The sequence below is a fragment of the Curtobacterium sp. MCLR17_051 genome (assembly GCF_003234395.1).
GTDB classification, from domain to species: Bacteria; Actinomycetota; Actinomycetes; order Actinomycetales; family Microbacteriaceae; genus Curtobacterium; species Curtobacterium flaccumfaciens.
In genome coordinates, this window is record NZ_QKTA01000009.1 from 21,630 (window position 1) to 46,206 (window position 24,577).

The 24,577-nt window shown below is 71.1% G+C and carries 18 protein-coding genes and 1 pseudogene; 4 read left to right on the forward strand and 15 right to left on the reverse strand.

Annotated elements, in window-relative coordinates; all coding sequences use genetic code 11:
- Positions 1 to 54: 54 nt before the first annotated feature.
- Positions 55 to 1,902 (reverse strand): translation elongation factor 4, encoded by a 1,848-nt coding sequence (gene lepA, locus DEJ06_RS09480; protein ID WP_017886664.1) that lies wholly within the window; start codon positions 1,900 to 1,902, stop codon positions 55 to 57.
- Positions 1,903 to 2,215: 313 nt separating this feature from the next.
- Entirely contained in the window at positions 2,216 to 3,382 is a 1,167-nt protein-coding gene (locus tag DEJ06_RS09485) for a pyridoxal phosphate-dependent aminotransferase (protein ID WP_111039169.1), read from the reverse strand.
- A gap of 222 nt (positions 3,383 to 3,604) precedes the next feature.
- On the opposite strand from DEJ06_RS09485, the gene rpsT reads away from it, so the two are divergent.
- Both rpsT and DEJ06_RS18710 read left to right on the forward strand, forming a co-directional pair.
- The gene (gene rpsT, locus DEJ06_RS09490; protein ID WP_017886662.1) at positions 3,605 to 3,865 is read left to right on the forward strand and encodes a 30S ribosomal protein S20; all 261 of its coding nucleotides are present in this window, start codon (positions 3,605 to 3,607) and stop codon (positions 3,863 to 3,865) included.
- A gap of 133 nt (positions 3,866 to 3,998) precedes the next feature.
- Complete coding sequence (locus tag DEJ06_RS18710) at positions 3,999 to 4,130, forward strand: pentapeptide repeat-containing protein (protein ID WP_181436828.1); 132 nt, start codon at positions 3,999 to 4,001, stop codon at positions 4,128 to 4,130.
- On the opposite strand, the gene holA is transcribed toward DEJ06_RS18710, so the two are convergent.
- The 13 genes and pseudogenes from holA to DEJ06_RS09560 all read right to left on the reverse strand — a co-directional run bounded on the left by holA (position 4,090) and on the right by DEJ06_RS09560 (position 21,283).
- Positions 4,090 to 5,109 (reverse strand): DNA polymerase III subunit delta, encoded by a 1,020-nt coding sequence (gene holA / locus DEJ06_RS18580; protein WP_027465301.1) that lies wholly within the window; start codon positions 5,107 to 5,109, stop codon positions 4,090 to 4,092. The two genes, DEJ06_RS18710 and holA, sit on opposite strands and share 41 nt — an antisense overlap.
- 625 nt (positions 5,110 to 5,734) lie before the next feature.
- A pseudogene (locus DEJ06_RS18585) lies at positions 5,735 to 6,967 on the reverse strand (ComEC/Rec2 family competence protein); the annotation flags it as partial.
- Between the two features lie 558 nt (positions 6,968 to 7,525).
- A complete protein-coding gene (locus tag DEJ06_RS09510) occupies positions 7,526 to 8,281 on the reverse strand; it encodes a ComEA family DNA-binding protein (RefSeq protein ID WP_111039132.1) in 756 nt (251 codons plus the stop codon).
- Between the two features lie 107 nt (positions 8,282 to 8,388).
- Complete coding sequence (gene leuS, locus DEJ06_RS09515; protein WP_111023137.1) at positions 8,389 to 10,950, reverse strand: leucine--tRNA ligase; 2,562 nt, start codon at positions 10,948 to 10,950, stop codon at positions 8,389 to 8,391.
- A 50-nt stretch (positions 10,951 to 11,000) separates the two neighbouring features.
- A complete protein-coding gene (gene cydC, locus DEJ06_RS09520) occupies positions 11,001 to 12,689 on the reverse strand; it encodes a thiol reductant ABC exporter subunit CydC (protein ID WP_111039133.1) in 1,689 nt (562 codons plus the stop codon).
- A complete protein-coding gene (cydD, locus tag DEJ06_RS09525) occupies positions 12,686 to 14,404 on the reverse strand; it encodes a thiol reductant ABC exporter subunit CydD (RefSeq protein ID WP_111039134.1) in 1,719 nt (572 codons plus the stop codon). Before cydD ends, cydC begins: the two co-directional genes overlap by 4 nt.
- Positions 14,405 to 14,414: 10 nt before the next feature.
- A complete protein-coding gene (cydB, locus tag DEJ06_RS09530; RefSeq protein ID WP_110864636.1) occupies positions 14,415 to 15,419 on the reverse strand; it encodes a cytochrome d ubiquinol oxidase subunit II in 1,005 nt (334 codons plus the stop codon).
- Between the two features lie 16 nt (positions 15,420 to 15,435).
- Positions 15,436 to 16,848, reverse strand: coding sequence for a cytochrome ubiquinol oxidase subunit I (locus tag DEJ06_RS09535; RefSeq protein ID WP_071405716.1), 1,413 nt, complete (start codon positions 16,846 to 16,848; stop codon positions 15,436 to 15,438).
- 273 nt (positions 16,849 to 17,121) lie between these two features.
- Positions 17,122 to 18,045, reverse strand: a complete 924-nt coding sequence (locus tag DEJ06_RS09540) for an ABC transporter substrate-binding protein (protein ID WP_110864635.1) — start codon at positions 18,043 to 18,045, stop codon at positions 17,122 to 17,124.
- A complete protein-coding gene (locus DEJ06_RS09545; protein ID WP_071405717.1) occupies positions 18,042 to 18,770 on the reverse strand; it encodes an ABC transporter permease in 729 nt (242 codons plus the stop codon). The genes DEJ06_RS09540 and DEJ06_RS09545 overlap by 4 nt, the downstream gene beginning before the upstream one ends.
- Entirely contained in the window at positions 18,767 to 19,483 is a 717-nt protein-coding gene (locus tag DEJ06_RS09550; protein WP_110864634.1) for an ABC transporter permease, read from the reverse strand. Before DEJ06_RS09550 ends, DEJ06_RS09545 begins: the two co-directional genes overlap by 4 nt.
- On the reverse strand, positions 19,480 to 20,406 hold the full coding sequence (locus DEJ06_RS09555; RefSeq protein WP_027465271.1) for an ABC transporter ATP-binding protein: 927 nt from the start codon (positions 20,404 to 20,406) through the stop codon (positions 19,480 to 19,482). Before DEJ06_RS09555 ends, DEJ06_RS09550 begins: the two co-directional genes overlap by 4 nt.
- 229 nt (positions 20,407 to 20,635) lie before the next feature.
- Positions 20,636 to 21,283, reverse strand: a complete 648-nt coding sequence (locus DEJ06_RS09560; protein WP_111039135.1) for a TetR/AcrR family transcriptional regulator — start codon at positions 21,281 to 21,283, stop codon at positions 20,636 to 20,638.
- 153 nt (positions 21,284 to 21,436) lie between these two features.
- Here DEJ06_RS09560 and DEJ06_RS09565 point away from each other — a divergent pair, with 153 nt between their 5' ends.
- The gene (locus DEJ06_RS09565) at positions 21,437 to 22,501 is read left to right on the forward strand and encodes an App1 family protein (protein WP_110864632.1); all 1,065 of its coding nucleotides are present in this window, start codon (positions 21,437 to 21,439) and stop codon (positions 22,499 to 22,501) included.
- A 78-nt stretch (positions 22,502 to 22,579) separates the two neighbouring features.
- A complete protein-coding gene (locus tag DEJ06_RS09570) occupies positions 22,580 to 24,511 on the forward strand; it encodes a glycoside hydrolase family 15 protein (protein ID WP_111039136.1) in 1,932 nt (643 codons plus the stop codon).
- Positions 24,512 to 24,577 lie beyond the last annotated feature (66 nt).

Genomic DNA, 24,577 nt, shown 5'->3' on the forward strand with positions numbered 1-24,577 from the left:
ACGGCGGTCGCCGTGCGTGAGGTGTCGCTCAGCGCGAAACCGGCTGACGCGGCGCTACTTCTTCTTCTCTTCGACGTCGCCGGAGAGCGCCGCGATGAAGGCCTCCTGCGGGACCTCGACCCGACCGATGGTCTTCATGCGCTTCTTGCCCTCCTTCTGCTTCTCGAGGAGCTTGCGCTTGCGGGTGATGTCACCGCCGTAGCACTTCGCCAGGACGTCCTTGCGCATCGCGCGGATGCTCTCGCGGGCGATGATGCGGGCGCCGATGGCAGCCTGGATCGGGACCTCGAACTGCTGGCGCGGGATGAGCTTGCGCAGCCGCTCCGTCATGAGCGTGCCGTAGGCGTACGCCTTGTCGCGGTGCACGATCGCGCTGAAGGCGTCGACCTGGTCGCCCTGCAGCAGGATGTCGACCTTGACGAGGTCGGCGGCCTGGTCGCCGGTGGGCTCGTAGTCGAGCGACGCGTAGCCCTGGGTCTTGCTCTTCAGCTGGTCGAAGAAGTCGAAGACGATCTCGCCGAGGGGCATCTCGTAGCGGATCTCGACGCGGTCCTCGCCGAGGTACTCCATGCCGAGCAGGGAGCCGCGGCGCTGCTGGCAGAGCTCCATGATCGCGCCGACGTAGTCCTTCGGGGCCAGGATCGCGGCGCGGACCATCGGCTCGCGGACCTCGACGATGCGCCCGGTCGGGAACTCCGAGGGGTTCGTGACCTCGGTCACGGCGTTGTCCTCGGTCGTGACCTCGTAGATGACGCTCGGGGCCGTGGTGATGAGGTCGAGGCCGAACTCGCGGGACAGCCGCTCGGTGATGATCTCGAGGTGCAGCAGTCCGAGGAACCCGCAGCGGAACCCGAAGCCGAGCGCGACCGAGGTCTCCGGCTCGTAGACCAGTGCGGCGTCGGAGAGCTTGAGCTTGTCGAGCGCCTCGCGGAGCACCGGGTAGTCGCTGCCGTCGATCGGGTACAGGCCCGAGAACACCATCGGCTTCGGGTCCGTGTAGCCGGGCAGCGCCTGGGTCGCGGGCTTCTGCGCGCTCGTGACGGTGTCGCCGACCTTGGACTGGCGGACGTCCTTCACACCGGTGATCAGGTAGCCCACCTCGCCGACGGACAGCCCCTTCGTGGGCTTCGGCTCCGGGCTCGAGACCCCGATCTCCAGGATCTCGTGCGTCGACTTGGTCGACATCATCTGGACCTTCTCGCGGGGCGAGATGGTGCCGTCGATCATGCGGACGTAGGTGACGACGCCGCGGTAGCTGTCGTAGACCGAGTCGAAGATCATCGCGCGGGGCGCCGCCTCGGCGTCGCCGACGGGGGCCGGAACACGACGGACGACCAGGTCGAGGAGCTCCGGCACGCCGACGCCGGTCTTGCCGGACACCCGGAGGACGTCCTCGGGCTTGCCACCGATGAGCTGTGCGAGCTCGGCGGCGTACTTGTCCGGTTCGGCCGCCGGGAGGTCGATCTTGTTGAGGACCGGGATGATCTCGAGGTCGTTCTCGAGCGCCAGGTACAGGTTCGCGAGCGTCTGCGCCTCGATGCCCTGGGCGGCGTCGACGAGCAGGATCGCGCCCTCGCAGGCGGCCAGGGAGCGCGAGACCTCGTACGAGAAGTCGACGTGCCCGGGGGTGTCGATCATGTTCAGCGCGAAGGTCTCACCGTCGAGTTCCCACGGCATGCGCACGGCCTGCGACTTGATCGTGATGCCGCGCTCGCGCTCGATGTCCATGCGGTCGAGGTACTGCGCACGCATCGCGCGGTCCTCGACGATGCCGGTGATCGACAGCATGCGGTCGGCCAGCGTCGACTTGCCGTGGTCGATGTGCGCGATGATGCAGAAGTTGCGGATCGCGTCGGCCGGGGTCGCTGCGGGCTCCAGCGGTGCGGATGCTTGTGGGCTCACGGTTCCTCAGGTGGGTCGGACGGTCGCAACAGTCTCCCACGCTTCACCCGACCTGGAGGCACGGCGCGCGTCCGCCACGCACGGTGCGGGTTCGGTGCGCGTTCGGTGCGCGTTCGGTGCTTGTTCGGTGCGCCCTCGCGCCGGCGTGCTGGACCCCGCACGGTGCGAGGGCGGCGGGGCCGTGCGCAGTCGACCGCCCGGTGACCGGATGCTGCGCGGCACGGGGCGAGCAGCCTCGCACCAGGTGGAGGACCACGCACCGTGCGCCGTCCTGCCGACCGGCACCGGGCCTCCTGGCCGTGTGGACCGCGCGTCAGACGGTCGCGTGCGCCGGAGCCGGCAGGGCACCGAGGCCGCGCCGGAGGTCCTCCGCGGTGGCTGCGAGGCAGACGCGGATCCAGCCCTCGCCGGTGCGTCCGAAGGCGCTGCCCGGTGCGACGGCGACCCGCTCGCGCTGCAGGAACCCGAGCGCCCACTCGGCGATGTCCCCGTCGGAGGAGTGCGACATGTCGACCCACAGGTAGAACGCCCCGCGCGGGTCGAGGTACCGGATGCCGGCGGCGTCGAGCGTCTCCTTCGCGACCTCGAGGTTCGCGCGGTAGTGCTCCCGAGCGTCGCGCACCGCGGAGTGGTCCCCCACGATCGCCGCGAGGGCCGCGTACTGGTCGGGTTCGGCGACGCAGCTGATCATGGCCTCCTGCGTGGTCCGCATCGTCGCGCCGAGTCCCTTCGGCGTGACGAGGTAGCCGACGCGGACGCCGGTCATCGCGTACGTCTTGCTGAGCGAGAACGCCGAGAACACGCGGTCGTCCTCGTCGAGCGCGGCCAGGCTGACGTGCCGGGTGCCGTAGGTGAAGTACTCGTAGACCTCGTCGCTGATGACCCAGAGGTCGTGCCGCTTCGCGAAGGCCAGCAGCGCGCGCAGGGTCTCCTCGCCGAAGACCGAGCCGAGCGGGTTCGACGGCGAGTTGACGATCAGGACCCGGGTGCGCTCGGTGACGCTCGCCTCGAGGGCCTGCAGGTCGGGTTCGAACCCGTGCTGCGGCTCCAGCCGGTACGGCACCGGGGTCGCGCCGATGATGTGGGCGTTCATCGTGAAGGTCGTGTAGCCGGGGTCCGGCACGAGGACCTCGTCGCCCGGGCTCAGCGTCAGCGTCATCGCCTGGAACAACGCCTGCGTCGCGCCGATCGTCATCCAGATCTGCTCGAGGTCGGCCTCGATCCGGTTCTCACGGCGGAGCTTGTCGCGGACGGCTTCACGGAGGGGCGCGATCCCGCCGTTCGGGGTGTACCCGGTGCGGTCCTCGGTCCAGGCACGACGGGCTGCCTCACCGATGTGCGGCGCCACCGGGACGTCCGGCTCGCCGATCACGAGCATCGTGACGTCGGTGCCGCTCGACTGCAGCAGGGCTGCCTGCTCGAAGACCCTCCGGATGCCGGAGGCGGGCACGGTGTCGATGCGCGGTGCGAGGGAGGGCATGTCCGTCACGGTATCCGGTGCGTGTTGCCGTGGGGTTTCGGCGCGGTCGGCCGCGGGCTTCCGCCGATCCGGCGGTGTTTCGTGCTTTGGTGGCAGCCCGCTTGCCTGGTAGTGTTGGTGGCTGGCTTCCGCGTTCCCCGCCCACGGGTGGAACGCGATGCGACCAAGGGCCCCTCTACCCTGCGGTCGCGCCCACCCGTACGAGACGAGCAGGAGCAATTCATGGCGAACATCAAGTCGCAGATCAAGCGCATCAAGACCAACCTCAAGGCCACCGAGCGCAACAAGGCGTACAAGTCGGAGCTCAAGACGCACATCCGTCGTGCCAACGACGCCGTCGCCGCCGGTGACAAGGACAAGGCCGTTGCCGCCCTGGCCCTCGCGTCGAAGAAGCTCGACAAGGCCGTGAGCAAGGGTGTCATCCACAAGAACCAGGCCGCGAACCGCAAGTCGGCCATCGCGAAGAAGGTCTCGTCGCTCTGACGTCCTGACCCTTCTGGTCCGAAGGCCCCGCACCGTTGGTGCGGGGCCTTCGTCGTGTGTGGGGCTTCTGGTTCGCTTCGTGAGCAGGAACGGTCGGGTCGCGAGGGCGCACTCGCCCGTTTCTGCTCACGAAGTGCCGGCCGACCGGCGCGAGGGACGGCCGGGAGTCCCGACTCGCCTCAGCGGGGCTCGCCTCAGCGGGGCTCGCCTCAGCGGGGCTCGCCTCAGCGGGGCTCGCCGCGTCGGGCGATGGTGCGGACCATGACCTCGAGCGCGTAGTGCGCGTCGCGCGAGCCACCCTTCACCGCGGTGTCCGCCTCGGCGATGCTGATGATCGCGTTCGCCAGCCCGGACTCGCTCCAGCCGGCGACGTCACGCTGCGCGCGCTGCACCTGCCACGGCGCCATGCCGAGCGCCGAGGCCGCCTGCCCGCTCGGACCCCGGAAGGCGCTGACCTTCGCCATCGTGCGGATCTTGCTCGCGAACGCGGCGACGATCGGCACGGGTGCCTCCCCGGTGGCCAGGGCGTGCCGCAGCTCGACGATCGCCGGTGCCGACCGTCCCGCGAGGGCGATGTCGGCGACCTTGAACGCGTTCGTCTCGACGCGACCGCCGTAGTACTTGTCAACGACCTTGTCGGTGATCTCCTCGGCCTCGTCCGCCAGGAGCTGTCGGCACGCGGCGGCGAGTTCGGCGAGGTCGTCGGCGAACGCGGTCACCAGGGTCCGGACGGCGGAGGGCGCGATCCGGCGGCGTGCGGCGCGGAACTCGGCGTTCACGAAGTCGATGCGGTCGGTCTCGCGCTTGAGTTCGTCGCACAGCACCTCGACCCCGCCGCCGACACCGCTGCGGATCGTGTCGAGGAGCTTCTTGCCGCGGACACCACCCCCGTGCCGGAGCACCAGGGTGACGTCGTCGGCGGGGGCCTGCAGGTACGAGATCGTCTCGGTGATGAAGGCGTCGGTGCACTTCTCGACGTTCGTGACCTGCACGAGTCGCGGCTCGCCGAACAGCGACGGGCTGGCGAGGGTCGCGAGGAGCCCGGGGGCGTACTGGTCGGCTTCGAGGTCGTGCACCTCGAGCGCGGGGTCCTCGCCCTGCAGCAGGTCCTTCAGCACACCGCGGGCGCGGTCGGCGAGGAACGCTTCGGGTCCGGTGATGAGCACGACGGGCGCCGGACGGATCCCCGACCAGGGCACCTGGTCGATCTTCGCTGCGGCGCGCGCGGGCTTCTTGGCGGCCATGTGGTCCTTCCGGTGGTGCCGGCCCGGACGGTGCCGGGTCGAGTGGTGCACCGTCGATCCTACGGGCGGCCGCCGACGACGAGCGCTCCGTCCACACACGCACCTCGTCGCTGCCGGACCGGGCGAGCACCACGGTGCCGAGCTCGTCGGTGCGGAGCGGCAGCGTGCCCACGGCCTCGAGCATGCCGAGGGCCGATGCCGTCGGGTGTCCGTAGGTGTTGTCCGCGCCGACCCCGACGAGCCCGACCCGCGCCGTGAGCCCCCGGTAGAGCTGCGGGTCCTGGTCCGCCGAGCCGTGGTGCGCCACCTTCACGACGTCGATCGGCCCCACCGGCAGCTCCCCGGCGTTCCGGAGCCGACGCTGCGACGACTCCCCCAGGTCGCCGAGGAAGACCCCGGTCAGGCACGCCGGACAGGAGTCTCCGTCGGCCGGCCCCGTGGCCAGCACGATGCTCGCGTCGTTGCCGGCGGCACGGTCGCCGACCAGCGGCCACACCACACGCCAGGCGAGCGGCCCGAGGGTTCCGGAGACACGGTCGTCGGCCGTCCGCACGTCGACACCGGCACGTCGGAGGTCGTCGACCACCCGTTCGTCCGACGCACGTCCGACGGGTCCGACCAGGGCGGTCTCGACGGTGCCGGCCACCGCGCCCACCGCGCCCACGTGGTCGCGGTCGAAGTGCGTCAGGACGAGCAGGTCGATCCGGGTGACCCCGAGCAGGTCCAGGCACGCCCGGAGCCGTTCCTCGTCGTCGCCGGTGTCCACGAGCGCGACGGCGTCGTCACCGCGGAGGAGCACGGCGTCCCCCTGCCCGACGTCGCACGCGGCGACCGACCAGTCGCCGGGTACCGAGCCCCGGACGACGAGCACCGGCACGGTGACCGCTGCGACACCGACCACGACCACCACCCCCGCCGCGAGCAGCAGCCGGGAGCCGAGCTGCCCCCGGACCAGCACGGCGACCGCGATGCAGCCGCACACGAGCACGGCGGCGGCCACACCGAGCACACCGGCCGGCCAGGGTGCCGAGGCGTACGGCAGGGCGGCTGCCCCGTGAGCAATGCCTCCGACGGCGGCGGCCGGGACCCACGCGACGGCCGCGAGCCCCTGCGCACCCACCGGCCACACCGGAGCGAGGCCACACGCGGCGAGTCCGACCACCGTGACGACCGGCGCGAACGGCTCCGCCAGCAGGTTCGCCGGCACCGCGTAGGTCGGGAGCGCCGCCGACAGCGGGATCGTCACCGGCCAGCACGCCACCTGCGCCGCGACGGGGATCGCGAGTGCCGCGGCGAGCGGCGGCCACACACGACGCGCCAGGAGCTCGGTGAGCGGCGGGCCGAGCACCACGATCCCGCTCGTGGCGAGCACGGACAGGGCGAACGCGAACGACCGGGCGAACCAGGGGTCGACGACGAGCATGCCGACCGCGGCGAGGGCGATGAGCGGGACGCCCCGTACCGGTCGACCGGCCAGGTGCACGACGAGCACCACGATCGCCATCACCGTCGCCCGGACGATCGAGGGGTCGGGCCGCACGAGCACGACGAACACCAGGAGCACGCCGACGGCCGCCGCCGCTCGGGGTCCTCTCGGCAGCCCCCAGGCGCGGCCGAGGACCACGACCAGCCCAACCACCACCGCGCAGTTCGCCCCGGACACCGCCGTCAGGTGCGTCAGCGCCGAGGTCTCCATCGCCGCCTCGGTCGTCGGGTCGAGGCCGGAGCGGTCCCCGATCGCGAGTCCGCGCAGCAGTGCTGCTCCGGGCTGCGGCAGGTCGGCAGTGGCCCGCACGAAGGCCTGTCGCGCGGTGTCGGTGGCGCCGAGCAGTCCGTCGGGCGGCACCGACGACGGCATGCCACGGAGGAACGCCACGAACGCGGTCGCCGATCCGGGTTCGTCCGGCTGCACGGCGGCGGTCACGGCGACCCGGGCACCGGCTGCCAGCACGGCACCCGGTGCACCGCCGTGCTGGTCGGGGACGAGTCGGATCGGCACGCGGAGCCCGTCGAGCTCGTCGGCGCGCACGAGCGTCGCGGTGACGGAGCGGTCACCCGGCACGAGGTCGCGGGTCAGCACCGCCTCGACGTTGACGCGCCCCGCCCCCGGACCCGCGACGAGCGCACGGAGCGGTTCCGGGGCCCGCCGGGACTCCCCCACGGTGACCGACACCGCGAGCAGCGTCGTCAGGGCCCCCGCGACGAGCAGCAGCCCGGCGACGACCACCACGATCCCGGTGCCCCACCGCCACCGGAGCACGATCCCGCTGACGCCGGTCAGGAGCGCCGCAGCCCCACCGACCACGGGTGCCACGTCGGGCACGCCGATGAGCACGGCGGTCGCGATCCAGGCGACGGCCACCGGCACCGCGACCCGCAGGTCGATCGCACTGGGCGCGAGCTGCACCGTCGCCCCTCAGACCCGCACGCGATCGCGGAGCTCGGCGAAGCGCACGTCGCCGATGCCGCTGACGTCGAGCAGGTCCTCGACCGCGGTGAACCGGCCGTGCTCGTCACGCCAGGCGATGATCCGCCCGGCCAGCCCCGGTCCGATGCCGGGCAGGGTCTCGAGCGCGGTCTGGTCGGCGGTGTTCAGGTCGACGACGGCGGACTCCTCGCCCCCGGTGCCCGCCGAGCCACCGCCGCTCCCGGCTCCGGCGGTGGCAGTCGGCCCGGCGGCAGCACCGTCTGCCATCGGCCCGAGCGCCTCGGGCACCTCCTGTTGCCCGACCCGCGGCACGTACAACCGCTCGCCGTCCGTCAGCACCCGGGCCAGGTTCAGCCGGTCGAGGTCGGCGTCGTCGGTGGCCCCACCGGCACGTTCGAGCGCGTCACCGACCCGGCTCGATGCCGGCAGCTCGACGACACCGCTCCGCCGCACCGCCCCGAGCACGTGCACCACGACGCGCCCGGCACCAGGAGCGGACGGAGCAGCACCGGCAGACGCACCAGCCGACGGCGACGGGCCGCCCGACGCCGCACCGGCCGTCGGCGCCCCACGCACGACGACCCCGCCCGTTCCTCCAGCGCCCTCGCCACCACCCGACACCAGCGCCCCGACGAGCACCACGACGACGGCGACCACCACCACGACCGCCGCCAGCACCACGGCGGCCCGCGGTGACAGCGCGAGACGGGACCACCAGGGCCCGGGAGACGACGGGGACGACATGTCCCGAACGCTACGGAGCCCGGACGATCGGCCGGGCTCCGGAGGTCACACCCGTGGACGGGTGCCGCGAACGCCCCTGCTGTGAGGGACGACGCCAGCGACGGTCGCTACCCCTTGATGGCGATGTTCACGAGCTTCGGCGCCCGGACGATCACCTTCACGATCTCGCGGTCACCGATGTACCGCTGCACGTTCGCCGACGACCGTGCGAGCTGCTCGAGCTCGTCCGCCTCGATCGACTTCGACACCTCGAACGAGTCACGCACCTTGCCGTTGACCTGTACGACGGCGGTCAGGGTCTCCTGCACGAGCAGCGTCGGGTCGGCCTTCCGCCAGCCGTACGTGGCGACGGTGGCCTCGTAGCCCAGCCGCTCCCACATCTCTTCGCCGGTGTACGGCGCGAAGACGCTCAGCCCGAGCGCGATGGTCTCGACGGCCTCGCGCACGGCGGGGTCACCGGCACCGGGGCCGCTGTCGATCGCCTTGCGGGTGACGTTTACCAGGTCCATCAGTCGCGCGATCACGACGTTGAACTTGAACGACTCCATCATCCCGGGGGCGTCGGCGAGGAACCGGTGCGTGACCTGGCGGAGAGCCCGGTCGCCGTCGGCCCACACGACGTCGCGTGCGGACGTGACGTCGAGCGCCAGGCGGTACGCCCGCGCCAGGAAGCGAGCCGAGGCGGACGGGGAGACGTCCTCCCAGTTGATGTCGTCCTCCGGCGGGCCGGCGAAGCCCATCACCAGTCGGATGGCGTCGACGCCGTTCGCGTCGAGCTCGTCGCCGAGCGAGACGCCGCCCTTCGACTTCGACATCTTCGAGCCACCGGACAGCACCATGCCCTGGTTGAGCAGCGCCGAGAACGGCTCGGTGAAGTCGAGGTACCCGAGGTCGAACAGGACCTTCGTGACGAAGCGGGCGTAGAGCAGGTGCAGGATCGCGTGCTCGATGCCGCCGATGTACTGGTCGACCGGAGCCCAGCGGCGCGCGGCTGCCGGATCGAACGCCTGGGTGTCGTCGTTCGCCGACAGGAACCGCAGGAAGTACCACGACGAGTCGACGAAGGTGTCCATCGTGTCGGTGTCGCGGAGCGCGGGCGTGCCGTCGACGGGGTTCGGGACGTTCACCCAGTCGGTCGCGCCACCGAGCGGGGACGTGCCCTTGGGCTTGAGGTCGAGCCCCTCGGTGTCGGGCAGCACGATCGGCAGCTGGTCCTCGGGCACCGGGTGCTCGGTGCCGTCGGCGCCGTGGATGATCGGGATCGGGGTGCCCCAGAAGCGCTGGCGCGAGATGAGCCAGTCGCGCAGGCGGTAGGTCTTGGCGGCACGGCCGGTGCCGCGCTCCTCGAGCAGCGCGATGGCAGCGGTGATGGCGTGCTGCTTCGACATGCCGTCGAGCGGCCCGGAGTTGATCATCCGGCCCTGACCGGTCAGCGCTTCGCCGGTGGCGACCGGGTCGAGGGTCGGCACGTCGAAGTCGTCGAGCGTCGCCCCCTCGGGGATGACCGGGATCGCCCCGGTGACGGCGGCGTTCGTGTCGACGACCACCTTGACGGGCAGGTCGAACGCCCGCGCGAAGTCGAGGTCGCGCTGGTCATGCGCGGGCACGGCCATCACGGCGCCGTGGCCGTAGTCGGCGAGCACGTAGTCGGCGGCCCAGATGGGCAGGCGCTCCCCCGTGAGCGGATGGATCGCGGACCGGCCGAGCGGCACGCCGGTCTTCGGACGGTCGGCGTTCTGCCGGTCGATCTCGGACGTCTTCTGCGTCGCCGTCAGGTAGGCGTCGAAGTCGTCACGGACCGAGGCCGGCACCGACGGGTCGGCGACCAGCTCAGCCGCCAGGTCGGAGTCCGGCGCGACGACCAGGAACGTCGCCCCGTGGATCGTGTCCGGACGGGTGGTGAAGACCGTGACGGGCTCGTCGCGGCCCTCGATCACGAAGTCGACGTCGGCACCGACCGAGCGGCCGATCCAGTTGCGCTGCTGCGCGATGACCTTCGCCGGCCACCGCCCCTCGAGCTGGTTCAGGTCGTCGAGCAGCCGGTCGGCGTACTCGGTGATCTTGAAGTACCACTGCGTGAGCTTCTTCTTCACGACGACGGCGCCGGAGCGGTCCGAGGTGCCGTCGGGCAGGACCTGCTCGTTCGCGAGCACGGTCTGGTCCACCGGGTCCCAGTTGACCCAGCTGTCCTTGCGGTACGCCAGGCCCTTCTCGTACATCTTCAGGAACAGCCACTGGTTCCACTTGTAGTACTCGGGGTCCGAGGTGTGGATCTCGGTGGTCCAGTCGAACGACGGCGCGTAGCGCTTGAAGGACGCCTTCTGCTGCTCGATGTTCGCGTAGGTCCAGTCCTTCGGGTCCACCCCGCGCTTGATCGCCGCGTTCTCGGCGGGCAGCCCGAACGAGTCCCAGCCGATCGGGTGCAGCACGTTGAAGCCCTGCTGACGCCAGTAGCGCGCGACGAAGTCCCCGAGCGCCCAGTTCTCGGCGTGCCCCATGTGCAGGTCGCCGGACGGGTACGGGAACATCTCGAGGATGTACTTGCGCGGACGGGTGTCGTCGAGGTCGGTGGTGAAGAGCCCGAGCTCTTCCCAGCGGGGCTGCCACTTCTCCTGGATACGACGGAAGTCGTAGGCGTTCGGGTCCTCGGCGTGCTGCTCGGTGGTCACGGTCGTCAACGATACAAGCCGGGAGGCCCGTCCCGCGTCCGCCTGTCGGCTCACCCGGCGAGCAGGCGTCCGTCCCGCATCCGCAGGGTGCGGTCGACCAGGTCCGGCGCCACCGGGACGTGCGAGACGATGACGACTGTCCGGCCCGCTGCGCGGGCCGTGGTGACGAGGTCACGCAGCACGGTGTCACCGAGGTCCGGGTCGACGTCTGCGGTCGGTTCGTCGAGCACCAGCACCGGGAACGCGTGCAGCAGTGCGCGGGCGAGCGCGAGCCGGTGCGCCTGGCCGCCGGACACGAGCACGCCGCGCTCCCCGACCGAGGCGTCCAGCCCGCCTCGCCGGACGACCCACTCCCCCAGGCCGACCCGGTCGAGCACGGCGAGCAGTTCGTCGTCGGTCGCGGTCTCACGGGCGAAGAGCAGGTTCTGCCGCACCGACTGGTCGAACACGAACGGGTCCTGTTCGATCAGGCCGACCCGGGCTCGCACCGCGTCGGGGTGCATCGCCCTCGCCTCGACGCCGTCGAGCGTGTAGGAACCCTCGTGCTCCACGAACCGGACGAGCGCGTCGACCAGGGTCGACTTGCCGGCACCGCTCGGCCCCTCGAGCACGACGACCTCGCCGGGGGCGAGCGTGAACGAGACCCCGTCGACTGCACGCTCGGCAGCACCGGGCCAGCGGACGGTCAGGTCCTGCACGGCGAGCGTGACCGGCCCCTCGACCACGAGCGACGCCGGGTCGGCGTCCTCGTCGGGCTCGGGGACGATGCCGACGGGCACCTCGGCGGGCACGACCTGCTCGACCCGTTCGGCCGCAGCACGCACCCGGCGGAGCGTCAGGACGGCGAGCGGGACGGTCCCGACGACCTCGAAGAGCGCCAGCGGCACGAAGACAGCCAGTGCCCAGAGCGGACCGTCGAGCGCACCGGACACCACGGCGGGGGCACCGACGGCGAGGATCCCGATCACCGCACCGCCACCGACCAGGCCGACCAGGGCACCGACGAGCGACTCGACCGTGCCACGGCGCCGGACGGCCCGGGTGACACCCGCGTCGAGCCGGGCGATGTGCGCGAGCCGCTCGTCGAGGGTGCCGTACGCGGCGAAGACGTCGAGCGTCCGGACGGTGTCGAGCACCAGGTCCGCGACGCGACCCCGGTCGGCGGCGGTCTCGCGGTCCGAGCGCTCGGCGATGGCCCGGGTGACGATCGTGCCGACCAGGGCCGCGACCGCCAGCGCGAGGACGAGTACGAGCGCCGCCGGCACCGACACGAGCGCCACGGCGACGACCGACAGCACCGCGACGACCCCGGCGGAGACGAGCGGCCCGACGACGCGGATCGGCAGGTCCTGCAGCCGGTCGGTGTCGGTCACCAGGCGCGTCATGAGGTCGCCGCGTCCGGTCCGCCCGAGTCCGGCGGGAGCGATCGACGCCAGCCGCCGGTACATCTCCGTCCGCACCACGGCCAGTTGCCGGAAGGACGCGTCGTGCCCGGCGAGCCGGTCGACGTACCGGAGCACGGCACGCCCCAGCGCGAAGGCACGCACGCCGACCATCACGAGCGTCAGGTACAGGATCGGCGGGTGCTCGGCGGCACGGGTGATCAGGTAGCCGCTCGCGGCGAGGAGCGCGACGGCGCAGACCGCGCTGAACGACCCGGCGGCGACCGCCTTCGCCCAACCCGACCCGTGCGGCATCGCGAGCCGCAGGACGGAGCCGCCACGGGCCTCCCGGCTCATGCGCGCACCCCCCTGCGGACCGTCACGGACCCGCCGGCGCCGACGTCCACGCGGACGTCCGCCGCGGCGACGACCGCGGGTCGGTGGCTGGCGACCACGACGACGACGCCGTCGGCCGCCAGGGCACGGGCGGCCGCGATGACGCGTTCCTCGGCCTCGGCGTCCAGCGCGGACGTCGGCTCGTCGAGCAGCACGAGGGGCGTGGCGGCGCGGCGTGCGCGGTACAGCGCGCGGGCGACGGCGACACGCTGTGCCTGGCCGCCGGACAGTCCGCTGCCACCGGCGCCGACCGGGAGGCCCGGGTCGAGTCCCAGCCCCGCGTCGCCCAGGGCGGTGCGCACGTCGGCGTCGTCGGGGGTCGCGCTGAGCGCGACGTTCTCGGCGATCGTCCCGCGGACGAGACGCGGCCGCTGGTCGGCCCAGGTGGTGCGCTCGGCGACGGAGGCACCGGCCGGGCCGGGCACGGTGACGACGCCGTCGTGCGGAAGGACACCGCGGAGTGCGGCGATGATGCTCGACTTGCCGGAACCGCTCGGGCCGGCCAGCACGACGACGGTGCCGGGCTCGGCGTGCAGGTCGAACGGTCCGATCACGACGTCGGGTCGGCGGACGGTGAGTCCGCGGACGTCGAGTCCTCGGACGTCCACGGTGGTGGCGGGCGTGACGGCGTCCGTGTCGGCGCCGTCGGTCCCGGTCCCGCTCCCGCCGCTTTGGCTTCGGCTGCTGCGGTCGGGGGCCGGGGCGTCACCGTCGTCGTCGGCCAGCACGTCGAGCACCGCGGCCGAGGCCTCGACGCCGTCCTGGGCGGCGTGGAAGTCGGCGCCGACCTGGCGGATCGGGGCGAAGGCCTCCGGTGCCAGCACGAGCACGAACATCGCGGCACCGAGGCCGAGCGAGCCGTCCACCAGGCGGATGCCGATCGAGACGGCGACCAGTGCGACGGACAGACTCGCGGCGAGCTCGAGCGCGAAGCCGCTCACGAACGACAGCCGGAGGACGCCGATCGTGCCGCGGCGGTACTCGTCGGTGACCGCCCCGATGCGACCGACCTGGCGGCGCGCACGGCCGAAGACCTTGAGCGTGGCGAGCCCCTCGACGGCCTCGGTGAAGGCACCACCCAGCTTCGCGAGGGCGTCCGACTGCTTCCGCTGCAGCGACTGCGTGGCCAGGCCGATCAGGATCATGAAGACCGGGATCACGGGCAGGGCGAAGAGGATGATCAGCCCGCTCGTCAGGTCGCCCAGGCCGATCGCGACCAGGAGCATCGGCGTCGCGATCGCGGTGAGCGCGAGCTGCGGCAGGTACCGGCCGAAGTAGGCGTCGAGTGCGTCGAGCCCGGGGCCGAGCGTGGTGGCGAAGCCGGCGCTCGACCGGCCCGCGAGCCACGACGGACCGCGCTCGGCGGCGCGGGCGAGCACCGTCGTGCGCATCTCGCTCTTCACCTTCGCCGCTGCGCGCGCCGCCAGGTCGTCGGTCGCCCACGCGGCCACCGCACGCAGGACGAACGCCCCGCCGAGCAGCGCGAGCGCCTGCCCGAACGCCGCCGGCACCGTGCCGTCGCCGACGGCGTCGACCCCGAGGGTGACGGCCGCGGCGATCCCCCACGCGATCGCGATTGTCGCGAGCGTGCGGAGGACACCCGTGCCGGCGGCGGCGACGATGAAGCCGCGCGCCGTCCGGGACAACCGCAGGAGTCGGGGGTCGAGGGGCTTCATCGTCGTCTGCCTAGTGCGCGGCCGCGGTGACGTGGGCGCGGGAGACGCGCTTGCGGAACACCCAGTAGGTCCAGGCCTGGTACGCGAAGACCAGGGGCACGAAGATCAGCGCGACCCAGCTCATCACGGTCAGCGTGTACGACCCGGACGAGGCGTTGTACACGTTCAGGCTGTTCGCGACGTCGTTCGAGGCCGGCATCACGTCGGGGAAGATCGCCGTGAACATCGCGAGCACGATCGCGGCGATGGTGACCGCCATCAGGGTGAAGGCACGCCCCTCCTTGCCCCAGGCGTTGCAGAGCACGGCGAGCACCAGGGCCAGGGCGGCGACCACGGAGAGCACCAGCGAGGCCGGGGTGGCCCGGACGAAGGCCATCGACACCAGGAACGCGGCGCCGACGACGATCGTGACGATGCCGGCCCGGGTCGCCAGGCGCTTGGCGCGGACGCGGATGTCGCCCTCGGTCTTCAGCGCGACGAAGACGACCCCGTGGGTGAAGAACACCAGCAGCGTCGCGGCACCGGTCAGCAGCGCGAACGGGTTGAGCAGGTCGAAGATCGTGCCGGTGTAGTTGTGCCCGGCGTCCATCGGGATGCCACGGACGACGTTGCCGAACGCGACGCCCCACAGGAACGACGGCACGGCACTGCCGACGATGATCATCAGGTCGAAGCGGCGCTTCCACTCGAGGTGCTTGTTCTGGTGCCGGTACTCGAACGACACCCCTCGCAGGATGAGTGCAGCGAGGATGAGCAGCAGCGCCAGGTAGAACCCGGAGAACATCGTGGCGTACCACTCCGGGAACGCCGCGAACAGGCACGCCCCGGCGACGATGACCCAGGTCTCGTTGAGGTCCCAGACCGGGCCGATGGTGTTGATGAGGACCCGACGGTCGGTGTCGTCCTTGCCGAGGAACGGCAGGGACATGCCGACACCGAAGTCGAATCCGTCGAGGACGAAGTAGCCGACGAAGAAGACGCCGACGATCGCGAACCAGAGAACGGGGAGATCCATCAGGCAGCGTCCATTTCTAGTAGACCGTCACTTCGTGCTTGACCTCGCCGGTCTCCTCGTCGACCTCGTCCGGGTCGGCGGGCCCCTCTTGCGCGACCTTCTTGATGAGCTTGAACTCGACGACGGCCAGCGAGCCGTAGATCAGGGTGAAGACCAGCAGCGAGATGAGGACCTCGAGTCCGGTCACGTTCGGCGACACACCGTCCTTCGTCTGGAGCAGCCCGAACACGAGCCACGGCTGGCGGCCCATCTCGGTGAAGACCCAGCCGACGATCATCGCGGCCATCGGCAGCGGCACCGTCCAGGTGGCGATGCGCCACACCCAGCGCTGCGTCGGGAACCGGCCCTTGCGGGTCAGCCACAGCCCGACCAGCGAGACCATGACCGCGCCGACGCCGAGGGCGATCATCCAGCGGAACGACCAGTAGGTGACCCAGATGATCGGCTTGTAGTCGCCGGGGCCGTACACCTGCGTGTACTGCGCCTGCAGGTCGTTGATGCCCTCGACCGTGCCGTTGAACGTGTGCGTCGACAGGAACGACAGCAGGTACGGCACCCGGATCGAGAACAGCTCGTGCACGCCGTCGGGCGTGCCGAGCGTGAAGATCGAGAACGAGGCGTCCTTGCCGGTCGCGGTGTTGTACAGCGCCTCGGCCGCCGCCATCTTCATCGGCTGCGTGTCGACCATCGTCAGGCCGAGCTGGTCGCCGGTCAGGACGGTCAGCGCGCCGGCAGCGAGCATGGTCCACATGCCGAACTTGAGCGCCGGCAGCATCGTCTCGAGGTTCTGGTTGCGGGCCAGGTGGTAGGCCGCGACCGAGATGATGACCGCCGCGGCGACCATGAAGCAGGCGAAGAGCGTGTGCGGGAACGCGGCCAGGGCGACCTTGTTGCCGAGCACCGCCCAGATGTCGGTGAGCTCCGCACGGCCCTTGGCCTCGTTCATCGCGAAGCCAACCGGGTGCTGCATGAACGCGTTCGCGGCGATGATGAAGTACGCCGACATGATCGTGCCGGCGCTCACGCACCAGATGCTCGCCAGGTGCAGGCCCTTGGGCAGGCGGTCCCAGCCGAAGATCCAGATGCCGATGAAGGCCGCTTCGAAGAAGAACGCCAGGATCCCCTCGAGCGCGAGCGGTGCGCCGAAGACGTCACCGACGAAGCGCGAGTAGTTCGACCAGTTCATGCCGAACTGGAACTCCTGCACGATGCCCGTCACGACACCCATCGCGAAGTTGATCAGGAAGATCCGCCCGAAGAACCGCGTCAGCTGCAGGTAGTGCGCGCGGCCGGTCCGGTACCAGGCGGTCTGGAACACGGCCACCACGGCTGCCATGCCGATCGTCAGCGGGACGAAGAGGAAGTGGTAGATGGTCGTCAGACCGAACTGCCACCGCGACAGGAGGAGCGGATCGAGGAGGTCGTTCATGCGGCGATTCCGAGACGGGTGGCCGCGCGCTGTTCGTGCACGTCAGTTGCTTCCTGTGGAACGGATACATCAGGTGTCACAGCCCTTGGGACACCCCAACGCTATCGCGCTGGACTCCACTTCGACAACTTGTAGAACCAGTCTCTGCACAAACGTGCACGGCCCCTGCACGGCACAACCGTGCGGCACGGATGTTCGCGCTGCCTGCTCCACGAACGACGACAGGCGCCGGGTGGACACCCGACGCCTGTCGTTTTGTTCGTGAACCTCTGGCTACAGCAGACCCTCGGCCTTGAGCCAGTCCTCGGCGATGGTGGACGCCTTCTCCTTGTCGGCCGTGCTCTTGGTGTTGAGCTCGATCAGGGCCTCGGTCGTGAGCTTCTCGTTGACCGAGTCGATCGCGTCCGCAGCCTTCTCGTTGACCTTCTTCGAGACGACCGGCACGACGTTCTGCGGCAGGATCAGGTTCTCCGGGTCCTTCAGCGTGACGAAGCCGTTCGCCTTGATGCTCGGGTCGGCGGTGTAGATGTCGGCCAGCTGGACGGTGTCGTCCTTGAGCGCCTTGACGGTCAGGGCCCCGCCGCCGTCCTCGATCGCCTTGAAGTCGACGTCGACGCCGTAGACCGACTTGAGCCCCTTCGGGCCGTACGGCCGCGTCTGGTTCTCGGAGTTGGCCCCCACGGTGAGCTTCTCGTCGACGTTCTTCAGGTCGGCCAGGCTCGTGACGTCGTTGTCCTCGGAGAACTTCTTCGTGACGGTGTAGCTGTCCTGGTCGGTCGCGTCGGCCTCGTCGAGGACCCGGAGGCCCTTCGGCAGGGCCGTGTCGAGCCCGTCGTCGATCTGGTCGGCGGTCTTGGCGTCCGAGTCCTTGTCGAAGTACTGCAGCAGGTTGCCGCTGTACTCGGGCATGACGTCGATGGCGCCCTTCTCGAGCTGCGGGATGTAGACCTCACGCTGCCCGATGTTGAAGTTGCGCTTCACGTCGAAGCCGTCCTTCTCGAGGACCTGGGCGTACAGCTCGGCGATGATCTCGTTCGAGTAGTACTGCTGCGAACCGACGACGATGGTCTTCGAGTCGGACGAGTCGCTGGAACCGCTGTCGAGCGGGTCGCTCGACGCGCAGCCGGCGAGGGCGGCGACGACGCCGACCGCCATCGCGGCGGCGACACCGGCGCGGATCTTGGGTGCTGTGATCACGAGGGATTTCCTTCCGGGAGTGGATTGCGGGCTCGCTCACGCGACCCCTGACGCTGTCGGGCCGACGGGTCCGCGGTGCCCTTCGGCACCGCCGCCCGCTGCAGCACGGCGAACACGATCTCGAACGCGATCGCGAGGGCGATCACGAGGATGGAGGCGCCGAGCATCTCGGCGTAGTCCTGGGTCTTCAGGCCGAGGAAGAAGTACCCGCCGAGGCCACCGGCCCCGACGTACGCGGCGAGCGTGGCCGTCGCGACGACCTGCAGCACCGCGGCGCGGATGCCACCGATCAGGAGCGGGAGCCCGAGCGGGATCTCGACCTTCCACAGGATCTGCCAGCCGGTCATGCCCTGGGCCTTCGCGGCGTCGACGACCCCCGGGTCGACGGACTCGATGCCGGAGTACGCACCGGCGAGCACCGACGGGATCGCCAGGATGACGAGGGCGAGCAAGGGAGCCTGCAGCCCGATGCCGAGCAGCAGCCCGAACAGCGAGAGCACGCCGAGCGTCGGGAGCGCCCGCACCCCGCCGGACACCGCGATCGAGAAGCCACGAGCGCGGCGGGTGTGGCCGATCGCGTACCCGACCGGCACGGCGATGACCGCGGCGATGAGCACCGCGAGCAGGGTGATCCAGACGTGCTCCCAGAGTCGTGTGGGGATGCCGTTGTACCCGCCGTAGTTCGTGGGGTCGAACACCCACGCGAAGGCCTGACCGATGATCACGAGGAGACCTCCGCTGCTTGCAGGACTCGGCGAGCCTGTCGGCGTGACACCGAGTTCGTCCGGGTCCACGGCATGACCAGGCGCCCGAGCAGCACGAGGAGGCCGTCGAGGGCGAAGGCGAGCACGAGCACCATCACGATGCCGGAGAGGATCTCCTCGTAGATCCCGCGCCCCAGGCCGTCGGTGAAGAGCAGGCCGAGACTCGGGATGCCGAGGACCGCGCCGACCGTGGTCAGCGAGATCGTGGAGACCGAGACCACCCGGAGGCCGGCCAGCAGGACCGGACCGGCGAGCGGGAGCTCAACACGGAAGAACCGCTGCGCCGGCGAGTAGCCCATGGCGGTCGACGCGGACTTGGTCTCGGAGTCGACCGAGGTCAGCCCGTCGACCGTGGAACGGACCATCAGGGCGAGGCCGTACAAGGTCAGACCGATGACGACGTTGATCGGGCTCTGCAGGCCGGTGCCGATGATGCTCGGCAGGGCGACGAACAGGGCGAGCGACGGGATGGCGTAGAGCAGACCGGCGAGGGTCACGATGCTGCTGCCCACACCCGAGGCGAAGCGCGAGCCACCGGGGCGCTGCAGCCGGACCACCAGCCACCCGATCGGGATCGACAGCAGGAACGCGACGATGATCGGCGGGATCGCGATCGCGAGGTGGGAGACCGTGTTGTCCCAGATCGTGTCGAGGTTCGCCAGCACCCACTTCACCGGGTGCCCCCACCCTGCGCCGGGGCACCCGGTGCGTCGTGGGACGCTCCGGCCTCTGCTGCTCGGGAGTCGGACTGCGGAACGGCCTCGGCGGCGTCGACGACCCCGACGGGGCCCGTCAGCACGCCCGCTGCACGGCCTTCACCGTCGACGACGATCGGACCGGTCGGGGTCTGCTCGACGCGGAGCGCGCGGCGCCCGCGGCCGGCGCCGATGAACGTGGCGACGAAGTCGTCGGCGGGTGCGGCGAGGATCTCGGCCGGCGTCCCCTGCTGGGCGATCTCGCCGCCCTTCTTGAGGATGACGACCTGGTCGCCGAGCTTGAACGCCTCGTCGATGTCGTGCGTCACGAACACGACGGTCTTGCCGAGTTCGCGCTGCAGGCGGATGAGCTCGTCCTGCAGGTCGTTGCGCACCAGCGGGTCCACCGCACCGAACGGCTCGTCCATGAGCAGGATGTTCGGGTCGACGGCCAGCCCGCGGGCCACACCGACGCGCTGCTGCTGGCCGCCGGAGAGCTGTGACGGGTAGCGGTCGGCGAAGGCACGGTCGAGTCCGACGGTGTCCATGAGCTCGAGGGCGCGCTTGCGGGCGTCGGCCTTGGAGACGCCGGTCAGCAGCGGGACGGTCGCGATGTTGTCGACGACCTTGCGGTGCGGCAGCAGCCCGGAGTTCTGCATGACGTAGCCGATGTGGCGACGGAGCTCGACGGGGTTGATCCCGGCGACGTCCGAGCCGTCGATCTCGACGGTTCCGGAAGTGGGGTCGACCATGCGGTTGATCATGCGGAGCAGCGTGGTCTTGCCACAGCCGCTGGATCCGACGAAGACGGTGGTGGTCCGGGACGGGATGACCAGATCGAAGTGCTCGACCGCAGTCGTGCCGTCCGGGTAGGTCTTGCGCACCGAGCGGAACTCGATCATGGGGTGCCCTTCTGTTCGGAGGTAGCCCGACTCCGGATGAGAGTACCCGGGGGTGCCGACATCGGTTCGCTGTGACGATCCGTGACGGACCCGCGGCGGTGCACAGGTCGGTGGGGATGCCGACGGGAACCACGGGATCGGCGGGGACGACGACGCCCGCGCCTCGGTGTTCGGAGGCGCGGGCGGGTCGGTTCGGTCTCCGGCGTGTCGCGCCGGTTCGACGGGACGGTCAGGAAGCGGCGATCACCGATTCCAGGTGCGCACGGTTCATCCGGCGGTACTCCTCGATCAGCTCCGTGTCGGGGTGCTCGCGGTCGCGGTGTGCCCGTGCCAGCACCGCGTGACCGGACTCGGCGAGGACGACCCAGGCGCGGGTGATGCGCTCGTCGTCCGGCAGGCCGAAGCGGTCGCGCATGATCTGGCCGACGGCCGCGCCGAGCGCACCCATGCGGTCCTCCGCGTCGCCCGTTCCGGTGTCCGCCGGGTCGCCGAAGCGGATGGCCCGGAAGCCGGGCTCGGTGCGGTACATCTCTGCGGTCATGTCGATGAGCGCGTCGTTGGCGTCCTGCCAGGTCACGGCGCCACTGGCGTCGAGCGCCTCGACGAAGCGGGCGGCGAGCCGCTGGGTGCAGCGGATCGCGAGTGCCTCGACCACGGCGATGCGGTCCGGGAAGTACCGGTAGACGGTGCCGATCGACGCCCCCGCGCGCTCGGCGACCATGGCGGTCGTGAGCCGTTCGAACCCGATCTCGTCGATCACCGCGGCTGCGGCGTCGAGGAGGCCGGCGAGGCGCGCCGAACTGCGGGCTTGGACCGGCTCGTTCCTGAGCAGTGATGATCCCCCCGGCAGAGCGTTCGTTACCTCGGTGACGAGCACGTGTTCTCCTCTTGCGCTCCAGCGCGGTTGGTTGGTGTGACGGGGACAACTTTCGCAGAACGCACCTGGAACGTGGCTGCGACTCACCAGTTGCGACGCACCAGTTCTGTACAGCGCGCGGGTTTCGTCAGCCGCCCGTGGGAGGATGACGCCATGCCCGACCCGACGCCCCACGAGCCGTCGTTGGCCGAGCCGCTCCTGCACCGCGCGGCCCGCATCGAGGACGCCGTCCAGGAGTTCCGCGAGCACCGTGCACGCCGTCGCGGACTCGTCCCGACGGTGGTCCCGTACACCGGCTACGGCGCGCCCGGTTGGGTGCGCATCCTCTGCCGTGTGCTCCTCACCCGCCGGGGTCTCGCCTCGGACGTCTCCTACGCCGGAGTCCGCGGCTGGAAGAGCTTCACGAGCGTCGCCGTCGACCACGCCGAGGTCACCGTCACCGCCGGCGGCGTCTCCCACGTGGTGCAGACCGACCGTGGCGGTGTCGTCGACACCATCGTCCCGATCGACCTCGAGCCCGGCTGGCGCACGGTGCGGCTGTCGGCAGGTGGCGGGCGCGACGTCGAGGCCGACGTGTTCGTCGTGCACCCGGACACCCGCTTCGGGCTGCTGTCCGACATCGACGACACCGTGATGGTGACCTCGCTCCCCCGCCCCATGCTCGCCGCCTGGAACTCGTTCGTCCTGACCGAGCACGCCCGCCGCCCCGTGCCCGGCATGTCCGTGCTCTACGAGCGGATCCTCGCGCAGCACCCCGGTTCCCCGACGGTCTACCTGTCGACCGGAGCGTGGAACGTCGCCCCGACGCTGCAGCGCTTCCTGTCGCGCAACATGTACCCGTCCGGCACGCTCCTGCTCACCGACTGGGGTCCCACGCACGACCGGTTCTTCCGCAGCGGGCAACTGCACAAGCAGGAGAACCTGCGCCGGCTCGCGAAGGACTTCCCGGACATCCGCTGGCTCCTGGTCGGCGACGACGGACAGCACGACGAGAGCCTCTACGGCGACTTCTCGCGGGAGCACCCGGACAACGTCGCGGGCGTCGCCATCCGGCAGCTGTCCACGAGCGAAGCGGTCCTCGCCGGTGGACGCTCGCGGGCGCAGGAACGCTCCCGTGACTCGTCGGCACCCTGGGTGTACGCACCGGACGGCGCCGGTCTGTGGAGCGAGCTCGCGCGGGTCGGCATCATCGAGTCCGACGCCTCCGACCCGGCCTGAGCGACCCCTCATCACGATCTCGGCCCGGAGCCCCCGTCGCCGACCGCGGCGCTCGGGCACCGGGTGTTCGATCGGTCCATGAGCACCGAGCCGGCCGCGCCGCACCAAGCTGCACCCAACCAAGCCGCACCGCACACACCGCCGAACCGCATCGAGGACCACGCCCTGATCGGCGACACCGGCACCGCTGCCCTGGTCGGCCGCGACGGGACCATCGACTGGGCGTGCCTGCCGCGCTTCGACAGCTCGTCCACCTTCGCCTCACTGCTCGGCACGGAGGACCACGGCCACTGGACCCTGCGACCCGTCGACGTCGAGGCCACGGCCGAGTGGCGGTACCACGGCGACACCCTGGTGCTCTCGACCGTCTGGACCACCCGTGACGGTGTGGTCGAGGTCACCGAGTTCATGCCCGTCGGCGCGCACCGCCCCTCGATCGTCCGCCGGGTGCGCGGGCTCCGTGGCACCGTCGAGCTCCGGCAGACGCTCCGGATCCGGTTCGACTACGCGCGGGCCCTGCCGTGGATCCGGCAGATCGGGGACGACGACGAACCGGCGCTGCTCGCGACGGCCGGTCCGGGCTCGGTGATCGTGCGGGGACCGCAGTTCCGCGCCGACGACCACCGGCACACCGCCGTCACGACGATCCACGACGGCGACGTGCTCGACACGGTGCTCACCTGGTACCCGTCGCACCGCGAGCCGCCGGAGCCATTCGACGTCGACGCGGCCCTCGCCCACACGGTGCAGTGGTGGACGGCGTGGACCGCCCCGGCGCAGACCACCGGTCGGTACGCAGACGCCGCACGACGGTCGCTGGTGTTCCTCCGCGCGATGACCCACGGCGAGACCGGTGGCGTCGTCGCCGCGGCGACCACGGGCCTGCCGGAGGACCCGGGTGGCGAACGCAACTGGGACTACCGCTACGTGTGGCTGCGCGACGCGTCCCTCGCGCTCGCGTCGCTCATCGCCCACGGGTACCGCGACGAGGCCACGCACTGGCGCGGCTGGCTGCTGCGCGCGATCGCGGGTGACCCCGCCGACGTGCAGATCATGTACGGCATCGCCGGCGAACGCGAGCTGCCCGAACGAGAGCTGCCCGAGCTGCCCGGGTACCTCGGCTCGACACCCGTGCGCGTCGGCAACGGCGCCTCGACGCAGTACCAGGGCGACGTCTTCGGCGAGGTGCTCGCGGCACTGCACGACGCCCGCGAGCTCGGGGTCGAGGAGAACGCCGACTCGTGGGCGCTGCAGCGGGCACTGCTCGGCTACGTCGAGGAGCACTGGCAGGAGCCGGACAACGGCATCTGGGAGATGCGCGGCCCGCGGCGCAGCTTCACGCACTCGCGGGTGATGATCTGGGCCGCGTTCGACCGCGGGGTCGCCGCTGTCGAGGAGTTCGGCCTCGAGGGCCCCGTCGACCGATGGCGCACCCTGCGCGACACCGTCCGCGCCGAGATCGAGGAGCACGGCTGGAACGCCGAGCGCGGTTCGTTCCGCCAGCACTACGACACCGACGAGGTCGACGCGAGCCTGCTCGTCCTGCCGCAGGTCGGGTTCTGCCGCGCCGACGACCCCCGGATGACGGGCACCGTGCGCGCCATCGAGGAGGACCTGCGGGTCGGCGACGACGGCCTCGTGCTCCGCTACCGCACGACGGCCGGCTTCGACGGGCTGTCCGGCGCCGAGCACCCGTTCCTGGCGTGCTCGTTCTGGCTGGTGGAGCAGTACGCCGCCTCCGGCCGGGTCGACGACGCCGAGCGCCTGATGGACGTGCTCGTCGGGTACGCCAACGACGTCGGCATGCTCTCCGAGGAGATCGACGTCGCCACCGGGCACCACATCGGCAACACCCCGCAGGTGCTGTCGCACCTGACGCTCGTGTCGGCAGCGGACGCCATCGAGCGCGCCCGTGGCGGGACCGTCGGGCACCGCACGCGGTTGCCCGTCCACGACGGCGGCACCCGGTCGTGGACGGGCGAGGGTGAGCGCGCCGGCTCCCCCGCCTGATGCGTCTCGCCATGCCCTGATGGCGACTCCACGACGGACGGGAGGCCCGGTGCCAGCTGGCACCGG